General features: G+C 71.9%; 18 protein-coding genes. 5 read left to right on the top strand and 13 right to left on the bottom strand.

The genetic code is table 11. The features are described from left to right. The first annotated feature begins 17 nt into the window (after window positions 1–17). Window positions 18–419: a barstar family protein gene (locus tag ACIA8K_RS19610; protein ID WP_396060920.1), complete on the top strand. Its 402-nt coding sequence runs from the start codon at window positions 18–20 to the stop codon at window positions 417–419. On the opposite strand, the gene ACIA8K_RS19605 is transcribed toward ACIA8K_RS19610, so the two are convergent. The 9 genes from ACIA8K_RS19605 to ACIA8K_RS19565 all read right to left on the bottom strand — a co-directional run bounded on the left by ACIA8K_RS19605 (window position 397) and on the right by ACIA8K_RS19565 (window position 10,985). Next, entirely contained in the window at window positions 397–1,476 is a 1,080-nt protein-coding gene (locus ACIA8K_RS19605; RefSeq protein WP_396060918.1) for a VWA domain-containing protein, read from the bottom strand. The genes ACIA8K_RS19610 and ACIA8K_RS19605 overlap by 23 nt on opposite strands. Beyond that, complete coding sequence (locus ACIA8K_RS19600) at window positions 1,476–2,447, bottom strand: VWA domain-containing protein (protein ID WP_396060916.1); 972 nt, start codon at window positions 2,445–2,447, stop codon at window positions 1,476–1,478. Before ACIA8K_RS19600 ends, ACIA8K_RS19605 begins: the two co-directional genes overlap by 1 nt. Then, window positions 2,444–3,505 (bottom strand): DUF58 domain-containing protein, encoded by a 1,062-nt coding sequence (locus ACIA8K_RS19595; protein ID WP_396060913.1) that lies wholly within the window; start codon window positions 3,503–3,505, stop codon window positions 2,444–2,446. The genes ACIA8K_RS19600 and ACIA8K_RS19595 overlap by 4 nt, the downstream gene beginning before the upstream one ends. A gap of 3 nt (window positions 3,506–3,508) precedes the next feature. After that, window positions 3,509–4,480, bottom strand: a complete 972-nt coding sequence (locus ACIA8K_RS19590) for an AAA family ATPase (RefSeq protein WP_396060911.1) — start codon at window positions 4,478–4,480, stop codon at window positions 3,509–3,511. A 17-nt stretch (window positions 4,481–4,497) separates the two neighbouring features. Further along, window positions 4,498–5,370: a S1C family serine protease gene (locus ACIA8K_RS19585; protein ID WP_396060907.1), complete on the bottom strand. Its 873-nt coding sequence runs from the start codon at window positions 5,368–5,370 to the stop codon at window positions 4,498–4,500. Window positions 5,371–5,474: 104 nt separating this feature from the next. Then, window positions 5,475–6,113, bottom strand: coding sequence for a response regulator (locus ACIA8K_RS19580; protein WP_396060905.1), 639 nt, complete (start codon window positions 6,111–6,113; stop codon window positions 5,475–5,477). Then, window positions 6,110–7,306 carry a sensor histidine kinase gene (locus tag ACIA8K_RS19575; protein ID WP_396060902.1) on the bottom strand — a complete coding sequence of 399 codons (1,197 nt, stop codon included), beginning with the start codon at window positions 7,304–7,306 and terminating at the stop codon, window positions 6,110–6,112. The genes ACIA8K_RS19580 and ACIA8K_RS19575 overlap by 4 nt, the downstream gene beginning before the upstream one ends. A gap of 11 nt (window positions 7,307–7,317) precedes the next feature. After that, entirely contained in the window at window positions 7,318–8,826 is a 1,509-nt protein-coding gene (locus ACIA8K_RS19570; RefSeq protein WP_396060900.1) for an FAD-binding oxidoreductase, read from the bottom strand. A gap of 134 nt (window positions 8,827–8,960) precedes the next feature. Further along, window positions 8,961–10,985, bottom strand: a complete 2,025-nt coding sequence (locus ACIA8K_RS19565; protein WP_396060898.1) for a phosphocholine-specific phospholipase C — start codon at window positions 10,983–10,985, stop codon at window positions 8,961–8,963. A 434-nt stretch (window positions 10,986–11,419) separates the two neighbouring features. On the opposite strand from ACIA8K_RS19565, the gene ACIA8K_RS19560 reads away from it, so the two are divergent. Then, window positions 11,420–12,937, top strand: a complete 1,518-nt coding sequence (locus ACIA8K_RS19560) for a sulfatase-like hydrolase/transferase (RefSeq protein WP_396060895.1) — start codon at window positions 11,420–11,422, stop codon at window positions 12,935–12,937. Window positions 12,938–12,963: 26 nt separating this feature from the next. On the opposite strand, the gene ACIA8K_RS19555 is transcribed toward ACIA8K_RS19560, so the two are convergent. From ACIA8K_RS19555 to ACIA8K_RS19545, 3 genes are read right to left on the bottom strand one after another with little or no spacing between them, the layout of a single operon-like run. Then, a complete protein-coding gene (locus ACIA8K_RS19555; RefSeq protein ID WP_396060892.1) occupies window positions 12,964–13,590 on the bottom strand; it encodes a response regulator in 627 nt (208 codons plus the stop codon). Then, complete coding sequence (locus ACIA8K_RS19550) at window positions 13,587–14,801, bottom strand: sensor histidine kinase (protein WP_396060890.1); 1,215 nt, start codon at window positions 14,799–14,801, stop codon at window positions 13,587–13,589. The genes ACIA8K_RS19555 and ACIA8K_RS19550 overlap by 4 nt, the downstream gene beginning before the upstream one ends. Then, window positions 14,801–15,784, bottom strand: coding sequence for a DUF418 domain-containing protein (locus ACIA8K_RS19545; RefSeq protein WP_396060887.1), 984 nt, complete (start codon window positions 15,782–15,784; stop codon window positions 14,801–14,803). Before ACIA8K_RS19545 ends, ACIA8K_RS19550 begins: the two co-directional genes overlap by 1 nt. Window positions 15,785–15,974: 190 nt before the next feature. Between ACIA8K_RS19545 and ACIA8K_RS19540 the strand changes: the two genes are divergently transcribed. The 3 genes from ACIA8K_RS19540 (at window position 15,975) to ACIA8K_RS19530 (ending at window position 19,508) form a co-directional block, all read left to right on the top strand. Then, on the top strand, window positions 15,975–16,202 hold the full coding sequence (locus ACIA8K_RS19540) for a ferredoxin (protein WP_396060884.1): 228 nt from the start codon (window positions 15,975–15,977) through the stop codon (window positions 16,200–16,202). A gap of 160 nt (window positions 16,203–16,362) precedes the next feature. Further along, window positions 16,363–18,615, top strand: a complete 2,253-nt coding sequence (locus ACIA8K_RS19535; protein WP_396060881.1) for an LLM class flavin-dependent oxidoreductase — start codon at window positions 16,363–16,365, stop codon at window positions 18,613–18,615. After that, the gene (locus ACIA8K_RS19530; protein ID WP_396060879.1) at window positions 18,612–19,508 is read left to right on the top strand and encodes an LLM class flavin-dependent oxidoreductase; all 897 of its coding nucleotides are present in this window, start codon (window positions 18,612–18,614) and stop codon (window positions 19,506–19,508) included. Before ACIA8K_RS19535 ends, ACIA8K_RS19530 begins: the two co-directional genes overlap by 4 nt. A 48-nt stretch (window positions 19,509–19,556) precedes the next feature. On the opposite strand, the gene ACIA8K_RS19525 is transcribed toward ACIA8K_RS19530, so the two are convergent. Beyond that, complete coding sequence (locus ACIA8K_RS19525) at window positions 19,557–20,063, bottom strand: hypothetical protein (protein WP_396060877.1); 507 nt, start codon at window positions 20,061–20,063, stop codon at window positions 19,557–19,559. Window positions 20,064–20,092: the final 29 nt, after the last annotated feature.

Raw genomic sequence — 20,092 nt, 5'->3', positions numbered from 1 at the left:
TGGCTATGGTCGGGCGCATGACTTCTGCCGGAGCCGCTGAGTACGTACGCCCGTTTCTGGAGGTCGTGGTGCTTGACGCGGTGGCGGCGTCGTTGCGGGCACGCGGCCAGCGGGTGGTCCGGCTGGACGCCTCCGGCTGGACCGAGGACGCCGACCTGCACCGGGAGCTCGCGGCCGCGCTTGAGTTCCCCGCGCACTACGGCGCGAACCTGGACGCGCTCAACGACTCGCTCGGCGACCTGGACGTCGGCGACGGCCTGGCGCTCGCGTTCATCGGCTACGACGGGTTCGCCACGCATTGCCCGCGCACCGCCAGGATCGCGCTGGAGATCATCGCCGAGCACTGCGCGGAGGCGGCCGTCCACGGCCGACAGCTCTCCTGCCTGGTCCAGCCGCCTATCGCCTGGGCGGAAGCGTGACCCGGCTCCACAGGAGCGACAGACCCGCGCCGGTCACCACAAGCACCGCGCCGGCAAGCAGGAACCAGAACGTGATCTCCACGTCCTCGGTGTGCAGGCCGATCTCCCGGGGCAGGTCGCCGAGCACGTCGGTGAGCTGCTCCGCGTCCTCCGCCTTGAAGTAGCTGCCGCCGGTCAGGTCCGCGACCGCGGTCAGCGCCACCTCGTCGATCTCCTGAATCCGCCGCCCGCCGCCGTTGCCGAAGCCGGGATCACGGCCGCCGGGACCACGGCGCCCGCTGAACGCATCAGTGCCGATCTGGTCCGCAGTGCAGACCATCTGCGCCGGCTCGGTGGTGCCGAAGCCGATCGTGAACACGCGCAACCGGCGCGCGGCGGCCTGCTCCGCGGCGGTGACCGGGTCGACGCCAGTGCTGTTCGCGCCGTCGGTGAGCACCACAATGGTGTCCGGCTCGAACGCGTTCGGGTCGGCCACCGGCGGGTCACCGAGGTCCACGCCGGTCGCGGCCACGTTCGGATTGATCTCCGCGATCGCGTCGATTGCGGTCAGGATCGCCGCCCCGATCGCGGTGCCGCGCGCGGTCTTCAGCGTGTCGATCGCGGTGATCAGCACCTCCTTGTCCTCGGTCGGCGCGACAAGCAGCCCGGAGATGCCGGAGAACGCGACCAGCCCGATCCGCGTCCCGTCCCGCGTCTCACGGATGAAGTCGCGCGCCGCGTCCGCAGCGACCGCGAGCCGGTTCGGCGCGATGTCAGTGGTGCACATCGAGCCGGACACGTCGATCGCCAGCAGGATCGAGGTGTCGTTGGACGGCACCGCGACCGAGGCCTGCGGCCGGGTCAGCCCACCCGCCAGGGCGGCAAGACCGGTCAGGAACAGGATCAGGGGTACGCGACGGCGCCAGGACGACCGGCCGGGCAGCGCGGCCCGGATCAGCGCGACGCTCGAGACGCGCAGCGCGGCCCGTTTCCGGCGACGGTTCATCCACCACCGGGCGAGCAGCAGCAACGGCACGATCAACAGTGCGAGCAGCGCCCACGGCCAGCCGACGGACATCAGATGATCCTCCCGTGCCAGCGGGTGCTGAGCAGCGCGCCGGCCGCGAGCAGCAGCAGCGCCGCCCCGGCGAACGCCGCGGTCAGCTCCATCGGCTCCTTCTTCGTGGTCAGCCGCAGGTCGATGCCGCCTGTGGAGTCCGCGAGCGCCGCGGCGTCCCCGGCCGCCCGATACGCGCCGCCGGTGGCCTGCGCGACCGCGGTCAGCAGCGTCTCGTCAAGCGCGGTGGAGAGCCGGTAGCCGTCCACCTCGACCGTCGCGCCCTCCGGCGTGCCGACGCCGACGGTCTGGATCCGCACGCCCGCGGCCGAGGCCAGCCCGGCGGCGGCCTCCACGTCCGGCCCGCCGGTCTCCTCGCCGTCGGAGAAGACCACTATGGTCGCGGACGGCCAGTAGCCGAGGTCCGGCGGCGGCGCTCCCTCCTCCGCCGGCAGCATGACCGGCCGCCCGGTGATCGCGCTGAGCGACACCATGATCGCCTGGCCAAGCGACGTGCCACCGCCCGCCTTGGCCCGGTTGATCGCGGCGACGGCCAGATCGTGGTCGTCCGTCGGCGCCTGGGTGGTGAGCGCCTGATCGCCGAAGACGACCACGCCCACGTCGACGGTGTCCGGCTGCGCTGCCACGAACTCGCCGGCTGCGGCCTGGGCGGCGCCGAGCCGGGTCGGGCTGACGTCGTCCGCGGCCATGCTGTTGGAGATGTCGAACGCGAGGATCACGGTGCCGGAGACGCGCGGTACCGACACCTCCGCCTGCGGTCGCGCCACGCCGGCCAGCATGATCGGCAACGCGGCGAGCAGCAGCGCCCAGGGCAGGTGCCGCCTTACCGCGGCCGCCCGATCCCCTGGCGCGACAAAACCCACAGCCATGAGCGCGTGGGTACGCCGACGCTGGAGCCACACATAGGCGGCGATCGCGGCCGCGGTCAGCAGCACCGCGAGCGCGAGCACGGCCGGGTAGAGCACTGTCACCGGCGTACCCTCCCGGATTGGTTGGTCATCGAGACCAGCGCGCCGAGCAGGTCCAGGTCCGTGGTGATCCGGTGCGCGGCCACGCCGGCGCGGCGCATCGCGGTCTCGACGGCCAGCTCACGGCCGTCGACCTGGTCGGCGAGCCGGCGCCGCAGCAGCGGGTCGCTCGTGTCGACGAGCACCTGTTCGCCGGTCTCCGCGTCCTCGACAAGCACCACGCCGACGTCCGGAAGTTCCAGCTCGGCCGGGTCGACCACGCGCACGACCACCACCTCGTGCCGGTGGGCGAGCATCGCCAGGGGCTTCTCCCACCCGGGGTCGCCGATGAAGTCGGAGACGACGAAGACCAGGCTGCGGCGGCGTCTCGTGGTCGCGGCGGCCAGGCTCAGCATGGCGGTGAGGTCCGTGGTGCGGCCCTGCGCGCCGGACTGCGGGGTGCGGCCCTGCGCGCCGGACTGCGGGGTGCGGCCCTGCGCGCCGGACTCTGCGGTGCGTCGTTTTCCGGGCTGTGCGGTGCGCCACCACCTGCCGGACTGCCCCGTGTGCCCCTGCGCGCCGGGCTGCCCCGTGCGTCCCTGCGCGGTGCGTCCCTGCGTGCCGGGCTGCGGTCTGATCAGCTCGCCGGCGATGCGGAGAATCTGGTCGCGGCCGCCGCGCGGTGGGATGACCCGGTGCGCGTCGTTGTCGAACAGGATCGCGCCGACCCGGTTGCCGCCCTGCGAGACGAGCCGGGCCAGGCTTACCGACAGTTCCGCCGCGACCGACTCCTTGCCCTGTTCCCCCGGCCCGAACCGCATCGACGCGGACCGGTCCACGACCAGCCAGGCGGTCAGCTCCCGGTCCTCGGTGTACTGGCGGACATGCGGCTCGTCCAGGCGGGCCGTGACGTTCCAGTCGATGTGCCGGACGTCGTCCTCCGCGGTGTAGGCGCGCAGGTCGGTGAAGTCGAGGCCGGTCCCGTGCCACACCGTGCGGTAGGCGCCCTGCAGCCGCCCGTCGAGCCGGCGGCCGAGCCGCCACTCCAGGCGCCGCAGCAGCCGGTCCGGTGCGCTTGTCATCGGCTATCGCCCGTGTCCGGCGGGCTCCGGAACCGGCAGGTTGGCCAGCACCTTCTGCAGGATGTCGTCAGCGGTGACGTCGTCGGAGAGCGCCTCGTAGGAGAGGACCAGGCGGTGCCGGAGCACGTCAAGCGCGAGGTCGGTCAGGTCCCCGGGCACCACGTAGTCGCGGCCGCGCAGGAACGCGAGCGCGCGGCCGGCCAGCACCAGGCTGATCGAGGAGCGCGGGCTGGCGCCGTAGGTGACGTACCGGGCGAGATCGTCAAGGCCGATCCGGGCCGGTTCGCGGGTGGCGTGCGCCAGGTTCACCGCGAACTCGATGAGCGACGGGTCGACGTAGACCCGGTCCGCGTCCCGTTGCAGCCCGACAAGCGTCTCCGGGTCGATGATCCGCTGGATGACCGCGGCCGGCGCCAGCGCCCGCTCCACGATCACGAACTCCTCGGTCACGCTCGGGTAGCCAACAAGCACCTTCATCATGAAGCGGTCGGTCTGTGCCTCGGGCAGCGGATACGTACCCTCGTTCTCGATCGGGTTCTGGGTCGCCATCACCAGGAACGGGTTCGGCACCTTGTGCGTCTCCCGGCCGATCGTCACCTGCCGCTCCTGCATGACCTCGAGCAGCGCGCTCTGCACCTTCGCCGGGGCGCGGTTGATCTCGTCGGCGAGCAGCAGGTTCGTGAAGACCGGGCCGAGCGACACCTGGAACTCGCCGGTCGGCTGGTGGTAGACCCTGGTGCCGAGAATATCCGCGGGTACGAGGTCGGGCGTGAACTGCACGCGGTGGAAGTCGCCGCCGATCGCCTCGGCAAGCGACTTCACGGCGAGCGTCTTGGCCAGGCCCGGCACGCCCTCGACGAGGATGTGGCCGCGGGCGAGAAGCGCCACCACGAGCCGTTCGAGCAGCGGATCCTGGCCCACGATGGTCTTCTTGACCTCGTAGAGCACCTGCTCGACCGGTCCGGCTTCCGACATCGTCACTCCCTTGTCGCTCACAGTGGTGGCGCCTGACCGTCGCCCTCGCCGGCGCCGAGCGCGGCGCCGATCGGGACCGCGAAGCCGATGCCGATGAAGGTGCCTGCGTCCGTGGGGTTGGCGAGCGCGACCACGATGCCCACCACCTCCGCCCGGTCGTTGATCAGCGGCCCGCCCGAGCTGCCCGGGTTGACCGCCGCGTCGAACTGGATGAGTCCCGGCAGGTCCGGATCGTTCCCGCGGGCAAGCGTGCGGCCGAGCCCGGAGACGACGCCGCTCGTGGTGGTCGCGGTGAGGCCGAGCGGGTTGCCGATCGCCACCACCGTGTCGCCGACGCCCGCGGCGCCGCCGAGCGTGGCCGGGACAAGCGTCTCCGGCAGCCGTTCGGGCAGCAGCACCGCGATGTCAGTGGCCGGGTCGGCCTGCGCGACGGTGGCCGGCGTCTCGGAGCCGTCCGCGTAGGCGACAGTGATCGACCGCGCGCCGTCGATCACGTGGTTGGCGGTGAGGATGGTGCCGTCCGCGTTCGCGAGCACGCCGGTGCCGGTGGACTCGCCCGCGCCCTCGGCGGTTATCCGGACCACTGACGGCAGCACGGCCTCGTAGATCGCCGGCACGGCGAGTGGGCCCCCGGACTCGCTCGGGCTCGGCGCGGGCGCGGCCGCCGTCTCCGGCGCGGCAGGCGCGTCGCGGAGGATCACCAGGCCGGTGAGGACAAGCGCCCAGACCAGGATCGCGCCGATGATCAGCTTTCGGCGGCGTTCCGGCGTCAGCCTCGGACCTCTCGCGGCCTGGCCGTCCGGAGCCGGGCCGGGGTCCCGGGCGGTCGGGCCTGCGGCCGGGGGGTCGCGCAGCACGGTCATCACCACCGGCGGGCGGTCGGTCTGCATCACCCGACTGTAGGAGCCTTACCTCGGAAAACGCCAGAAGAGTTGAGCACGCTACGGAGCGGAACCCGGCGGTGGCCGTGCGACTCGTACACCTTCCAGGACGCCTACGGGCGATCCGGCGGGCGGGTCACCAGAAGACCGCGGTGGAAGGCTTCGGTAACGGCTGCGGCGCGGTCGTTGACACCGAGTTTGGTGTAGATGCTGAGCGTGTGCGACTTGACCGTGGCCTCGGTGAGGAAGAGTTTCGTGGCGGCCTCGCGGTTTGTGGCGCCGTCCGCGATCAGGCGCAGCACCTCGAGTTCGCGGGCGCTGAGCGGGCCGGGCGGGGGTTTGCGGATCCGCTGCATCAGCAGCGCGGCGACGGACGGGGCGAGCACGGCCTCACCGCGGGCGGCGGCGCGGACGGCGCGGGTCAGCTCGTCGCGCGGCGCGTCCTTGAGGAGATAGCCGGTCGCGCCCGCCTCGATCGCGGGCAGCACGTGGTGGTCGGTATCGTACGTGGTCAGGACCAGGATGCGGAAGTCGGCGGCCAGCTCGCGGGTCGCGGTCAGACCGTCCGTGCCGGGCATGCGCAGGTCCATCAGGATCACGTGGGGGTGCAGCGCGCGAGCCAGCCGGACCGCTTCGGCGCCGTCCGCGGCCTCGCCGAGCACCTCGAAGCCGGGGTCGCCGTCGAAGAGGCTGACCAGGCCGTCGCGGACGATCGGATGGTCGTCCACGATCAGCAGCCGGACCGGTGTCATGCGCTCACTCCCACGCGGGCGGAGATGCCGGTGCCGCCACCCGGCTCCGACTCGATCCGCAGTGTGCCGGACAGCGCCTCGATCCGCTGCCGCATCCCGATCAGGCCGAAGCCGCCGCTCTCGTTCCGGGCGGGAGCGACGGCATCGTCAGGGCCGGCGCCCTCTGCCCGCGGTCCGGGTTCGGATGCGGCCAGGTCTTCGATGCCCTCCGGCACGACGAAGCCGCGGCCGTCGTCGCGGATGTCGAGGGCGGCCTCGCTGTCCAGAAAGGACAGCGTGACGCCGACGCGGGTGGCGGACGCGTGCTTCGCCACGTTCGCAAGCGCCTCCTGGGCGATCCGGAGCAGCGCGGCCTCCGCCTCCGGCCGGATCTGCCGGGGCGTTCCGGTCGTGGTGACCTGCACCGGGATCTCGTGCAGCGCGGACCACCGCGAGGCGACCCCGGTCAGCGCCTCCACCAGGCGCGCTGTCCGCAGCGGGGACGGGCGCAACGCGTGCACCGAGCGTCGGGCCTCGGTCAGGCTCTCACCGGCAAGCGTGGTAGCGGCCTCGACGTGCCGTCGGCGGCGGTCGGGGTCGTTGTCCGCGTGGGTGGCGGCCCGCAACTGGCTGATGATGCCGGTCAGGCCCTGGGCGAGCGTGTCGTGGATCTCGCGGGCCATCCGCTGCCGCTCGTCCCGGATGCCCGCGTCCCGGGCCTGGGCCAGCAGCCGGTCGTGAAGCGCCGCGTTCTCGGCCAGGGACGCGGCCAGCCGCCGATTCGCCTCGCGGGTCTCGGCGAGCGCGCGGTCGCGTTCGGCCTGCTGCTGCTCGGCTCGCCGGGCGAACCAGGCGAAACCGCACATAGGTACGACGTTCGCCGCCAGCACCGCGGCATAGGCCGGGGAGGCCGGGGACACGCCTGTCGCCTGCGCGATGCCGGCCACCACCGCGACCGCGCCGACGCCGGCCGGCTGCCACGGCCAGCGCAGCAGCCGGAACGCGTACACATAGGACACCGGAGTGAACAGCCCGAACCACGGGCTCTGCAGCACCAGGGCCGCGTTGAGCAGGATGAGCCCGGTGACGAAGACCGCGTTGCGCCACCACGGCTGCAGCAGCCACCCGGCCGCCACCGCGCACAGCGCAAGCGTGACGGGCGAGGCCACGGCGGCGGCGAGCGCCGCCAGCAGCACCAACGGCCACCACCTCATGACGCGCCAATCTACAGTGGCTCGACGGACAAGGCGTGCCGGAAGACGTTGCGCGGGTCCCAGCGGGACTTGATCTGGCGCAGCCGCTGATAGTTGGCGCCGTAGTAGACCTCGCGCGGCAGATCCGTGTCCGGGTAGTTGATGTAGGAGCCGTCCGCAGGCACCTCACCGAACACGTCGCGGTAGAACGCCCGTACCCAGTCAAGGTTCGCGGCGTCACCCGACTCGTCGAACCAGGTCGTGGCGAGCGTCGTCTTCATCACCGCGGACCGTTGCGCGATCGCGGTGTCGGCCGGCCGGACCGCGTTGGCCTGCCCGCCGTACCCAATGAGCGTCAGGTTTCCGCCGAAGGCGGTGGTCAGGTGACGCCAGACCGCGGCGAGCTGGGCCTCGGTGTAGCCGCGCCGCAAATACGCCGCCTTGATCTTGTAGCGGCGGGTGAGCACGTCACCAGGCATGCCGCTGGCCGGCCAGGTCATCCGGTGCAGCCAGGGCATCGGCGTCCGCAGGTCGAGGACCGGCGTCAGCCCGGTACCGGCGGTCACGGCCGCGATGAACTCGTCGATCAGGCCGCCGGCGCCGGGCAGGTCCGCGTCGGCCTGGGCGACGAGCATGACCGTGCCGGCCGTCCGATGCGACGCCTCGAGCAGCCCGTAGACGCCGCACTCCGGGGTGCCGGGCGCGCTGTGCCGCTCGTGCCAGACGCCGAAGTTGCGAATCAGCGTGGTCAGCGCGGTCTCGGTCAGGTCGGCCCAGGACCAGATGACCACGTGCTGCAGCATGGTCTCCGGCGCGGGCGGCAGGTCCCGCAGCCAGTACCTCGTGACGACGCCGAACGTGCCGCCGCCCGCGCCGGTGTGCGCCCACCACAGGTCGCGGTGCGGATCGTCCGGCTCGCGGGTGGCGACGACAGTGCGCGCGCCGGTCCGGTCGGGAACCACCACCTCCACGGCGTAGAGGTAGTCGACGACGGAGCCGTAGCGGCGGGACAGCGGGCCGTATCCGCCGCCTGCGAAGTGACCGCCCGCGCCGACCTCGGGGCAGCTGCCGCCGGGGACCGTGACGCCCCAGCCGGTGAACAGTGACCGGTAGACCTCGCCGAGAGTGGCGCCGGGCTCGACGAACCAGGCGCGCCGGGCCGGATCCCAGCCGACCGCGTTCATCGGGGACAGGTCGAGCAGCAGGCGTACCCCCTCGGTGGTGAGGTTCTCGAAGCAGTGGCCGCCGCTGCGGGGGGCGATGCGGCGGCCGGTGCGGACCGCGTCGGCGACCGCGCGCTGCACGTCAGCGGCCGAGGAGGCGACGCGGATCTCGTCCGGGCTGCCGGTGAAGCGCCAATTGTTGCCGCGCAGCAGGCTGCCGTAGCGGCGGTCGCCGGGCGTGATCGTGACGGAGGCCGGGTTCGCGGGTGTGGCGGCCGGGCTCGCCGTGGCCGGCGCACCGCCGGTGGCAGCCGCGCCGGCGGCCGACACACCGGCGGCGGCGAGGAGGTTTCGGCGGCTCAGGGTCAGCTCTCTCATGCCCGTCAGCCTGCCGAAACGCGACCCCGCCCCGCATCGCCCGCCCGGTGGGGTGGAGCGGTGGAATCCGCCGCTCCACCGTTACGCCTGTATCGAGGTGGCAGCCGGGCTGCCGCCTCGATACAGGCTTCCGGTCAGATGAGTCCGCCCATGCCCGGGTCGCTGATGCTGGCCTTGCCGTTCTCCAGGTGCCCGGCGTAGCGCAGTTCGGTGTCGGTGGCCGTGACGGTCAGGTCGTACCAGCCCTTCGTGCGGGCCAGAGACCAGCGCTCGGCCCGGGTCTCGCGCGGCTTCAGCGTGAGCGTGCGCGCCCGGCTCTTGTACCGGTCCGCGATCCGGACCTCGGCCCGCTGCGCGGACCGGCTGCTGATCTCCAGGATGAGTTCGAGCCGGTGCTCGTCGTAGCGAGCCCGCACGTCGACAGGCGTGCGCCCGCCGAACGCGAAACGCCTGAAGAAGCCGTTCGGCCCGTGCACCTCCGCGGAGCCGTAGCCGGCCAGCGACGCGGTGATCTCGGAACCGTCGCCGACAGTGAACGTACGCGGATCGTGGTCGGGCGCGCGGAGGTTGAACACGGCCGCGGCACCGCCGTCGCTTCGCAGGCGAAGATCCGAACCCCGAAGATCCGCATGCAGCCGGTACGGCAACGCGCGCGCCGGCCGGACACCCCGCTCCTGCGCCGGCAACTGCGGGTCGGCGGGCGGGACCGGCACCTCGTCCGGGTGGCGGGTGAGGTCCGCCGGCCGGTACGAGCCGGTGTCCGGAAGCCGCACGTGGGCGGAGTCGTTAGGCGTACGGAAGTCGAACGCGCCGGTCAGGTCGCTTGTCACGGCACGGCGCCAGGGCGTGATGTTCGGCTCGCGGACGCCGAAGCGCTGCTCCAGGAACCGGATCAGCGAGGTGTGGTCGGACACCTGCGAGTTGACCCAGCCGCCGCGCGTCCACGGCGAGACGACCACCATTGGCACCCGCATGCCGAGCCCGTAGGGGCCGGGGACCAGGGCGCCGTCGCCGGGGAAGATCTCGTTGGTGATCGGGACGGTGGAGGCACCGTGCGCCGGGGTGCGCGGCGGCGTGGGCGGGACGAGGTGGTCGAAGAAGCCGCCCTCCTCGTCGTACGTGATGAACAGCGCCATCTTGCTCCACACCTCCGGGTGCGCGGCAAGGATGTCGATGACCTGCGAGACGTACCAGGCGCCGAAGCCGGGCTCCCAGTTCGGGTGCTCGGTGTACGCCTCCGGCGCGACGATCCAGGAGACCTTCGGCAGCCGGCCGGCCGCCACGTCCGCCTCGAAGTCGGTGAGCAGCTTCAGCGGGTCCCGGCCCTCGTCCACGATCGACGTACCGGTGCGGGACCTCTGGTAGAGGTCCTCGCCCGGCGCCGCGTTCCGGTACCTGTCGAAGTACAGCAGCGAGTTGTCGCCGTAGTTGCCGATGTAGGGGTCCTGGGTCCAGCCCCAGGAGCCCGCCGCGTCGAGGCCGTTGCCGACGTCCTGGTAGACCCGCCAGGACACGCCCGCCTCGGTGAGCCGCTCCGGGTAAGTCGTCCAGTCGTAGCCCAGCTCCGCGTTCGTGACGACCGGCCCACCACCCTTCCCATCGTTGCCGACCCAGCCCGACCACATGTGGTACCGGTTCGGGTCGGTCGGCCCGAGCAGCGAGCAGTGGTAGTTGTCGAGCACCGTGAACGCGTCCGCAAGCGCAAACTGGTACGGCAGATCGCCGCGCACGTGGTGGGTCATCGTGGTGACGCCCTTCTGCGGCACCCACGCGTCGAACCGGCCGTCGTTGAACGCCGCATGCCCGTCGTTCCACCCGTGCGGCGGATCCGGCAGGAACATCTGCCCGACGTCCGGCACGTCCGGCCGGAATGGCAGCAGCACACCCCCCTCGTGCGGCTGCCGCCAGACCGGCTCCCCGTTGCGCATCCGCGCCGGGTGCGGATCCGAGAACCCGCGCACCCCCCGCATCGCGCCGTAGTAGTGGTCGAACGACCGGTTCTCCTGCATCAGGAAGATCACGTGCTCGACGTCGCGAATGCTCCCGTGCCGGCTGTCGGGCGCGATACGTACCGCCCGCTCCAGCCCGGCCGGCAACGCGGCGCCGATCGCTGGCGCGCCCAGCATGGTCAGAAAGCTGCGGCGATCGACGGTGCTCATGGCCCCACACGCTAGAAGCGCAACCTTGCGCCCAGGTGACCGACACCGAAATGTCCGGGGCCGGGTGCGGCGTCCTCCGGCAGGGCAGAAAGATCGCGCGGCGTTGAACGCCCCGGGCCGGCGCGGACGTACCTAGGACCGGGTAGGTCCGAAGGCCCGCACGGGTCCCGCTGCGAAGGAAATCACCGTTGTCGCTCATCACGCGCTTCCGCCGCACACCTGGACTTGACACGCCCGCGGAAACGCCGCCTGACGATGAGATGCCGGCAGCCGAGCCCGCCGCGGACGAGGCAGGAGCCTCGGAAAGCGCCACCTCAACCCCCGCCACGGTACGAGAGCGGCTGAGGACCGTCGGTGGGTGGGCTCTCACGCTGGGCTGTGCGGTGTTGGTGCTCGGGGCGTTGCTGTCGCCGAATCAGATGACGAGTCTGGGGTTGGCGGCGTTTCTGCGGCTGCCGCTTGAGGCGCTGATCGCGGTCGCGGTGTTGCGGTTGTTGCCGAGGCGGGCGCGGAATGTGCTTGCGGGGCTGTTGGGCGCCGCGCTGGCGGTGATGCTGATCATCAAGATCGTCGACATGGGGTTCTACTCGACGTTGTCGCGGCCGTTCGACCTGGTGCTCGACTGGCCGTTCTTCATGGATGCCTACAACTTCGTGCAGGGGAACACCGGGACGGCGGGCGCGGTGGCGGCGATCGTAGGTATCGTGCTGCTGGCGGTGCTGGTGCTGGCGGCGATGGCGGGCGCGATGATCCGGCTGGCCGGGTTCGTGGTCCGGCATGACAAGGCCTCCGTCCGTACCGTGGCGGTGCTGACAGTGCTCTGGGTGATCATCGCGGGGACGGGACTGCGGGCGAACCCGGGCGGGCCGGTCGCGGCGTGGAGCACCGCACGCATGGCGATCGACAAGGTCCAGCAGGTCAACGCGGGGCTTGCGGACTCGCGGGAGTTCGCGAAGCTCGCGGCGAACGACGCCTTCCGCGATGTGCCGCCGGAGCAGCTGCTGACCGGCCTGCGCGGCAAGGACGTGTTCTTCACGTTCATCGAGAGTTACGGGCGGACCGCGGTCGAGGGCTACGACTACACGGCCGAGGTGACGGCCGCGCTTGACGCGGGCGGCGAGCGGCTGGCCGCGCAGGGGTTCGCGGCGCGCAGCGGCTGGCTGACCTCGCCGACCGCGGGCGGGGGCAGCTGGCTGGCGCATTCGACGTTCCAGTCGGGGCTGTGGATCAACAATCAGGAGCGGTACCGCAACCTGGTCAGCACGGAGCACACCACGCTCACCCACACGTTCCAGCGGGCGGACTGGCGGACCGTGGGTGTGATGCCGGCGCTGACCTACGCCTGGCCGGAGCAGGATTTCTACGGCTTCGACCAGGTCTACAACTCCGAGACGATCGGGTACCAGGGCGAGCACTTCACCTGGGTCGTGGTGCCGGACCAGTACTCCTACTCCGTGCTGCAGAACCGGGAGTTGGGCGCGGCCCGGCAGGCCGGCCCGGTGATGGCGGAGATCGACACGCTGTCCAGCCACACGCCGTGGACGCGGCTGCCGCAGATGGTCGACTGGAACCAGGTCGGCGACGGCTCGATCTTCACGCCGCAGGCGCGGGCGGGCGAGTCGACCCGGGAGCTGTGGAGCAACTCGGACAGGGTGCGCGCCCACTACCGCCAGTCGATCGAGTACTCCATCGAGGCGCTGACCTCGTGGATCTCCACCTACGGCGATGAGAACACGGTGCTGGTCTTCCTCGGCGACCACCAGCCCGCGCCGATCATCACCGGTGAGAACGCGAGCCGCGACGTGCCGATCACACTTGTCGCCAAGGACCCGGCAGTGCTCGACCGGATCACGTCCTGGGGGTGGACCGACGGCCTGAAGCCGGCCCCGGACGCGCCGGTCTGGCCGATGGACGCGTTCCGCGACAAGTTCCTCACCACGTTCAGCGACTGAGGCCGGGGGTGGGGTGGCGGCGGCGCTCACATCTGGCGGTTTTCCCACGCCCATGCCGCCACCTCCACCCGGTTCCGCAGGTCCAGCTTGGTCTGAATGTTTGTCAGGTGGGCCTTGACGGTGCTTACCGACACGAACAGCTCGGCCGCGATCTCCAGGTTCGTCCGCCCGCGCGCCACCTTCCTGACCAGCTCCAACTCCCGCTCTGTGATGGGCGGCCGGTCCGCGGGCATCGGGCCGGGCCCGGCGAAGTGCTTAAGCATCCGCATGGTGATCGACGGTGAGATGAGCGCGTCCCCGGCGTGCGCGGCCCGGACCGCCTCGGCCAGCAGCGCCGGACCGGAGTCCTTGAGGATGAAGCCGACCGCGCCCGCCTTGAGCGCGCCGTGCACGTACTCGTCCAGGTCGAACGTGGTGATCACGACGACCTTGGTGTCGGCGGCGAGTGCCCGGGTCACGTCCAGGCCGGTGAGGCGCGGCATCTGGATGTCGACAAGGCACACGTCCGGCCGCAGCCGCCGCGCCGCCTCGACCGCCTCCACGCCGTCCGCGGCCTCGGCGATCACTGTGATGTCGGGCTGGCTGTCAAGCAACAGCCGCAGCCCACGCCGCACGATCGCCTGATCGTCCGCGACCAGCACACTGATGCTCATCGCCAGATCTTCCACGACGGGGGTACGGAACGGATGGGCGACAGCGGCGCGGGGAGGACCGCGCGGACGATCCAGCCCCGATCGGTGGGGCCGGCGGTGAGCGTGCCGCCGAGTGCGGTGGCACGCTCCCGCATGCCGTCCAGGCCGCGACCCACACTCCCGGCCACCTGCTCCGGCGGCGCGGCGTGCCCGCTCGCCGACCCTGGCGGCGATGGCGCGGCGCGTCCGTCGTCGGTCACGGTCAAGCGGATCGACCGGGTGTCGTGAGCAAGCGTCACCGTCACCTGCCGGGCCCCGTCGGCGTGCCGGGCGACGTTCGTCAGCGCCTCCTGCGCGATCCGGTAGATGCCGGTGGCGACCTCCGGCGGCCAGTCCTCCGGCTGCGGCCCGTCCGGCAGCTCCAGAGTCGCGCCGACCCGGCCGGCCCCGTCCTCGGTGTCCGCGTCGTCCGGCCACGCGGAAGCCAGATCCGCCTCCAGGAGGCCGCGCCGCCCGAACGCCGTCACCAGGTCCGCCACCGTCCCCGGCGGCGTGGGCGCGGCCTCGTTCTCGTCCCGCAGCAGCCGTGCCAGCCGCCGTAGCGAGTCGAGCGCCTCCACCCCCGCCGTCTCGATGTCGCTCAGCACCGCGCGTGAGTCCCCCGGCCGGACCTGCCCGGCCTGCGCCTGGATGATCAGGGCGGTGAGGTGGTGTGCCGCCACGTCGTGCAGGTCGCGGGCGAGCGCCACCCGTTCCGTGCGGCGGACCGTCTCCCGCAGTGCGCGCTGCCGGCCGTCGGCCACCCGCAGCCACGCGCCCGCGCCGGTAGCGGCCGCCCAGCCGATCATCATCACCAGCGTGACCGTCGACGAGTACCGCGACTCGGCAAGCAGCACGGGCGCCGCCCCGCCGGCCCAGACGAGCACGACCTCGGCGAACCTGAGGCGCCGCACCGCCGCGCCGATCACGATCAGCATCGCCAGGAACGCGACAGGTGCGGGCCCTTCGGCACCGTCCGCGCCCACCAGCTCCGCCGCCAGGACCAGGCCGACGGCGACGGCGGCTGCGATCCGGGGGTGGCGTCGCCGGAGCACCGCCGCAAGGCACACGCCGAGTGCTGCCGTCACCGTGAAGAGGGCGCGCAGCACCGGCGGATGCGCGCTGACCGTCACCGCGATCTCCAGTAGCAGGCCCAGGCCGAGCACCGCCGCGAGCACCAGACGACCGATCATCACGCGCGCTCCCGCAGCAGTGGCGGCCGGCGCCACCAGGTCACCCAGCGCCAGCCCCATTCCAGCGGCCCCTGCCGGAAGACGAGCAGCCAGGCCGTCGACCACAGCCACTGTAGGGCCAGGATGGCGCCCGCGATCCCGAGCACGGTCCCGGTCCCCCAGCCGTCGGACGATCCGGGGACGAGCGCGGCAACGATCAGCACCAGCACTGTCGTACCCAGATAGTTCGTCAGGGCCATCCGCCCCAGCGGCGCGAACACCGGCTCCAGCACCGCGCGCGCCCGGGTCGCCAGCAGCGCGAGCATCCCGCAGACGTAGGCGCCCGCGATCAGCAGCCCGGCGATCGGATATGAGTACGGCAGGGCGAGGCCGGACGCCTGCATCCAGGTGAACGGCACGGCAGCGGCGGCGAAGGCCACGAAGAACAGCGCGGGCACCCGTGGCGGGAGGTCGTCGAAACGGTCGGCGAGCCCGTATCGGGTCAGCACCGAGCCCAGCATCAGCAGACCGGGTATCAGCAGGTAGAAACCGGTGGCCAGCGCCAGCGAACCGGCGATCAGCAGGACGCTCAGCACTCCTGCGGCGCCACGTGGCAGCCAGGACGCCGGCAGCAGCACCAGCAGGCCGAACAGCGCGTAGGCGGTCAGCACGTCTCCCGGCCACAGCAGCGTCAGGTGCAGCAACCCGATCGCCAGCAGTGCCAGTAGTCGCCGGGCAAGCACCACCCGCGACCCGGCCGACCGCAGCAGCAGCGCGAAGCCGATGCCGAACAGCACCGCGAAGATCGGATAGAACCGCTGGTCGACGAGGAGATGCAGGTGCAGCCACCCGCCGCTGTCATCGGACGGGGGCAGCACCGTCCCGGTCCCGTCGGTCACGGAACCGTTGTGGGCGATGGGCTTCACATTCGCCACAGTGATCCCGCAGAGAGCGAACCCGCGGAGGACGTCAAGCGCCCGGATCCGCCGTGCAGTCGTCGACATGCGGTCCAGCCTGGTCACCCAAGGAGGTCGACACCTCGGTCTTTGGGCCAGGCACACACGGCTCCCGTCGTACTTTCGGCCGGAAAGACGCAAACCTGCCGGGATTGGCGTCATGCGCAATCAGCGCGCCTGGCGCCAGCCCTCACTCTCGGGAACGATGTCCTAGACCGACGGTGAGCGGAGGTGGCGCATGGCGTCATTGCGGGTGGACGTCGACGGCGAGAGCTGCATCGGCTCAGGCATGTGCCGCTCGATCGCCCCCGAGGTCTTCGACCTGGACGAGGACGCCGGCCTGGTCCGCCTCCTCGACCCGCACCCGCCCGCGCACACCGCCCTCGCGGTCCACGAGGCGACCCTCCGCTGCCCGGCCGCCGCCATCCTCGCCCACGACCTGCCGGCCCCGCTCCGCACCCACTAAAGGCCACCGGACGCGCCCGCGGAAGGCCACCGGACCCGCGCCCGCTGCACGCCACCGGACCCGCGCCCACCCACGGCCCCCGCACGCGGTGAAGGTCACACCCGTTTCCCGCCGCATCTGGCACACTGGTTGATGCATCAACCTAGGACGGGAAGCGGTCATGAACTACGGACACCCCCTCGAGTTCGGCACGTTCGTCACGCCCGGCAACGCGCCGCCGCATGATCCGGTCGAGCTGGCCAGACGGTCGGAGGAGCTCGGCTTCGACCTGGTCACGTTCCAGGACCACCCCTATCTGCCGACATTTCATGACACCTGGACGCTGCTCTCCTGGGTCGCCGGGCAGACCTCCCGCATCCGCCTCGCGCCGAACGTGATCAACCTGCCGCTGCGTACCCCCTCGGTCCTGGCTCGTGCCGCAGCCTCCCTCGACCTGCTCTCCGGTGGGCGGCTGGAGCTGGCACTCGGCGCGGGCGCCTATCGGGAAGCGGCCGCCGCGATGGGCGCGACAGTGCTGCCGCCGCGCGAGTCAGTTGACGCGCTGAGCGAGGCGATCGACATCATCCGCGAGCTGCACGACCTGTCCAGCAGCCGCCCGGCGCGCGCGGGCGGCGAGCACCACCGGGTCGTCGGCGCCCAGCGCGGCCCGGCGCCCGCCCATCACATCCCCATCTGGCTCGGCGCGCGCAAACCGCGCATGCTGCGGCTGACAGGTGCGAAGGCGGACGGGTGGCTGCCGACGCTCGGCAACATCGGCCGGGACGGGCTCACGGCCGGCAACAAGATGATCGACGAGGCCGCGGTCGAGGCCGGGCGCGAGCCGTCCGACATCCGCCGCCTGCTCAACATCTCCGGCTCGTTCTCGGCCACCTCGTCCGGGTTCCTGCAGGGCCCGCCGTCGCAGTGGGTGGACGAGCTGCTGCCGCTGATCCTTGAGGACGGCGTCGGCACGCTGATCCTGGTGACCGATTCGGCAGCTGACCTGGAGCGGTTCGCCGCCGAGGTGATCCCGGCCCTCCGTGCCGCCGCGCCGGCTCCGACAACCTTCAAGCCATCCGGGGTACGGGCCAAGCGCCGCCCCGGCATCGGCTACGACGACCTGCCCGCATCGCTTGCCACTGCGGCTGTCGAGCCCGGCGACGTCGAGTACCCGCTGGTCCGCTCCAACTACATGCGCGGCGGCTCGCCCGGCCTGGTGCTGCGCCCGTCCTCCACTGCGGAGGTCTCGGACGCCGTCACGTTCGCCGCCCAGCACCGCCACCTGCCGTTCGGCGTGCGAAGCGGCGGCCACGGCGTCAGCGGACGGTCCACGAACGATGGTGGCATCGTGCTCGACCTGGCCCGTTTCAAGGACTTCGAGGTGCTCGACGCGGCGCAGCGGCTGGTCCGGATCGGCGCGGGCCTGCGGTGGATGGAGGTCGCCGCCGCGCTGGCCCCGCACGGCTGGGCGCTGACCTCCGGCGACTACGGCGGCGTGGGCGTCGGCGGGCTCGCCACCGCGGGCGGCATCGGCTTCCTGGGCCGCCGGCACGGTCTCACGCTCGACCACGTCCGCGCGGCCACAGTGGTGCTCGCTGACGGCTCGGTGGTGCGAGCCGCGCCGGACGAGCACGCCGACCTCTTCTGGGCGCTGCGCGGCGCGGGCGCGAACTACGGCGTGGTCACCTCGTTCGACTTCCAGGTGGACGAGGTCGGCGACGTGGGCTGGGCGCAGTTCGTGCTCGACGCGACGGACACGGCCGGGATGCTTGTCCGCTACGGCGCCGCGGTCGAGGCCGCGCCGCGCGACGTGACACCGTTCCTCCTGATGGGCCCGCCACGCCAGGGCCAGCCGAACGTCGCGCAGGTGATGGCCATGGTCGACTCCGGTGACCCGGAGAAGATCATCGCCGATCTGACGCCGATCGCGTCCGTGTCCGCGCTCTACGACCAGAACGTGGTGATCGCGCCGTACGCGGCGGTCATCTCGAACGCGTCCTCCGAGCCGCACCGCGGCCAGGGCGAGCCGATCAGCCGCTCCGGTTTCGTCAGGCACCTCACGCCGGACGTCGCGGGCGCGATCTCCCGGCTGCTGGCCAGCGGCGCGACGCAGTTCTTCCAGATCCGCGCGGTCGGCGGTGCGATCTCCGACGTGCCGGCCGGGGACACCGCCTACGCGCACCGGGACGCGAACTTCCAGATCACCGCGCTCGGCAGCAACCGGCAGCGGCTCGACCGGGTGTGGGACCGCGAGGTGTACCCGCTGATGGAGGGCCTCTATCTGAGCTTCGAGACGGACCCGCGCCCCGGCCGGCTCACCGACGCGTTCCCGCCGGCCACGCTGAGCCGGCTGCGGGCGGTCAAGGCCGCCTACGACCCCACGAACCTGTTCCGCGACAACTTCAACATCGCCCCCTTGGAGGGCCGGTCATGACCGACTACGGGCACGAGCTTCTCTTCGGCGCGTTCGTCACGCCCACCGCCCGGCCGCCGCAGCAGGCGGTCGAGCTCGCCATCGCGGCCGACGCCGCCGGGCTGGACCTGGTGACGTTCCAGGATCACCCGTACCAGGCCGCCTTCCATGACGCGTGGACGCTGATGAGCTACGTCGCGTCCCGCACCTCGCGGATCCGGGTGTCGGGAAATGTGCTCAACCTGCCGCTGCGCGATCCCGCGGTGCTGGCCCGGTCGGTCGCCTCGCTCGACCTGCTCTCCGGCGGCCGGGTCGAGCTGGGCCTCGGCGCGGGCGCGTTCTGGGACCCGATCGTGGCGATGGGCGGCCGGCGACTCACCCCCGGGCAGGCGGTGGACGCGCTGGCCGAGGGCATCGAGATCATCAGGTCCATCTGGGACACGTCCGAGAGGGGTGGTGTCCGGGTGCGCGGGAAGTACTACACGGTGGACGGCGCCAAGCGCGGCCCGGCCCCGGCGCACGACATCGGGATCTGGGTCGGCGCGCTCAAGCCGCGCATGCTTGCGCTGACCGGGCGGCTCGCGGACGGGTGGCTGCCCTCGCTGGCCTACCTGAAGGGCGGCCCGTCCGACCTGGTGGACATGAACGCGCGGATCGACGACGCGGCCGAGGAGTCCGGACGGTCCCCGTCCGCCGTGCGCCGCCTGCTCAACGTGGGCGGGTCGTTCGCGGCCACCAGCCAGGGCTTCCTGGACGGGCCGCCGGACCAGTGGGCGGAGGAGCTGGCCGGGCTGACACTTGAGCACGGCACCAGCGGCTTCATCCTGGCGTCGGACAATCCCGCCGCGATCGAGCTGTTCGCGAAGGAGATCGCACCGGCGACGCGGGAGCTGGTCGCGGCCGAGCGGTCCTGACCGGGGTCACCGGAGGCCGCACCGGAGCCCGGTGCGGCCTCTCCGGCCTCAGCCGAGCGGGCGGAACGTCCACACCGCCGCGTCGCCCGGCCACTCAAGCGTCGCGGAGGTGAACGGCGCCGTACCGCGCTGGTAGGCCTTCAGCAGTTGCTTGTGCTCCTGGCTGTGCAGGTGCAGGTTGCCGAACGCACCGTCCGCCTGGGTGACCTGGAAGAGCTGGTTCGGCGCGTGCAGGTCGCACGGGCTGATCCGCAGCCGCGCGTGACCCCAGTCGCCGGCCAGCTCCGCGCACTCCCAGTCGTTCTTGCGGATCCGGAAGACAGCGAACTCGCCGGTCCGCTCACCGAGATTCTCAAGCAGCCAGCGCTGACTCCTGCTGCCGTCACAGTCGGTGACCACAGTGGAGTTCATCGGCGCCGCGTCGACGCAGGCGTTCAGGCCGGCGTTGCGGAACAGGCTCCAGGACTCCCCCGGCCCGGCCGCGTGCGCGGTGCCCGGAAGCGCCATCGCGGCAAGGCCGGCAACCAGCGCAAGGCTTTTAAAGACATTTTTCATAACAAATCCCCCATATTGGTACGGCCGGG

The sequence above is a fragment of the Catenuloplanes sp. NPDC051500 genome, from assembly GCF_044454585.1.
Taxonomy (GTDB): domain Bacteria; phylum Actinomycetota; class Actinomycetes; order Mycobacteriales; family Micromonosporaceae; genus Catenuloplanes.
The sequence above is the reverse complement of the archived record's forward strand: the minus strand, read 5'-3'. Positions and strand labels throughout refer to the sequence as shown.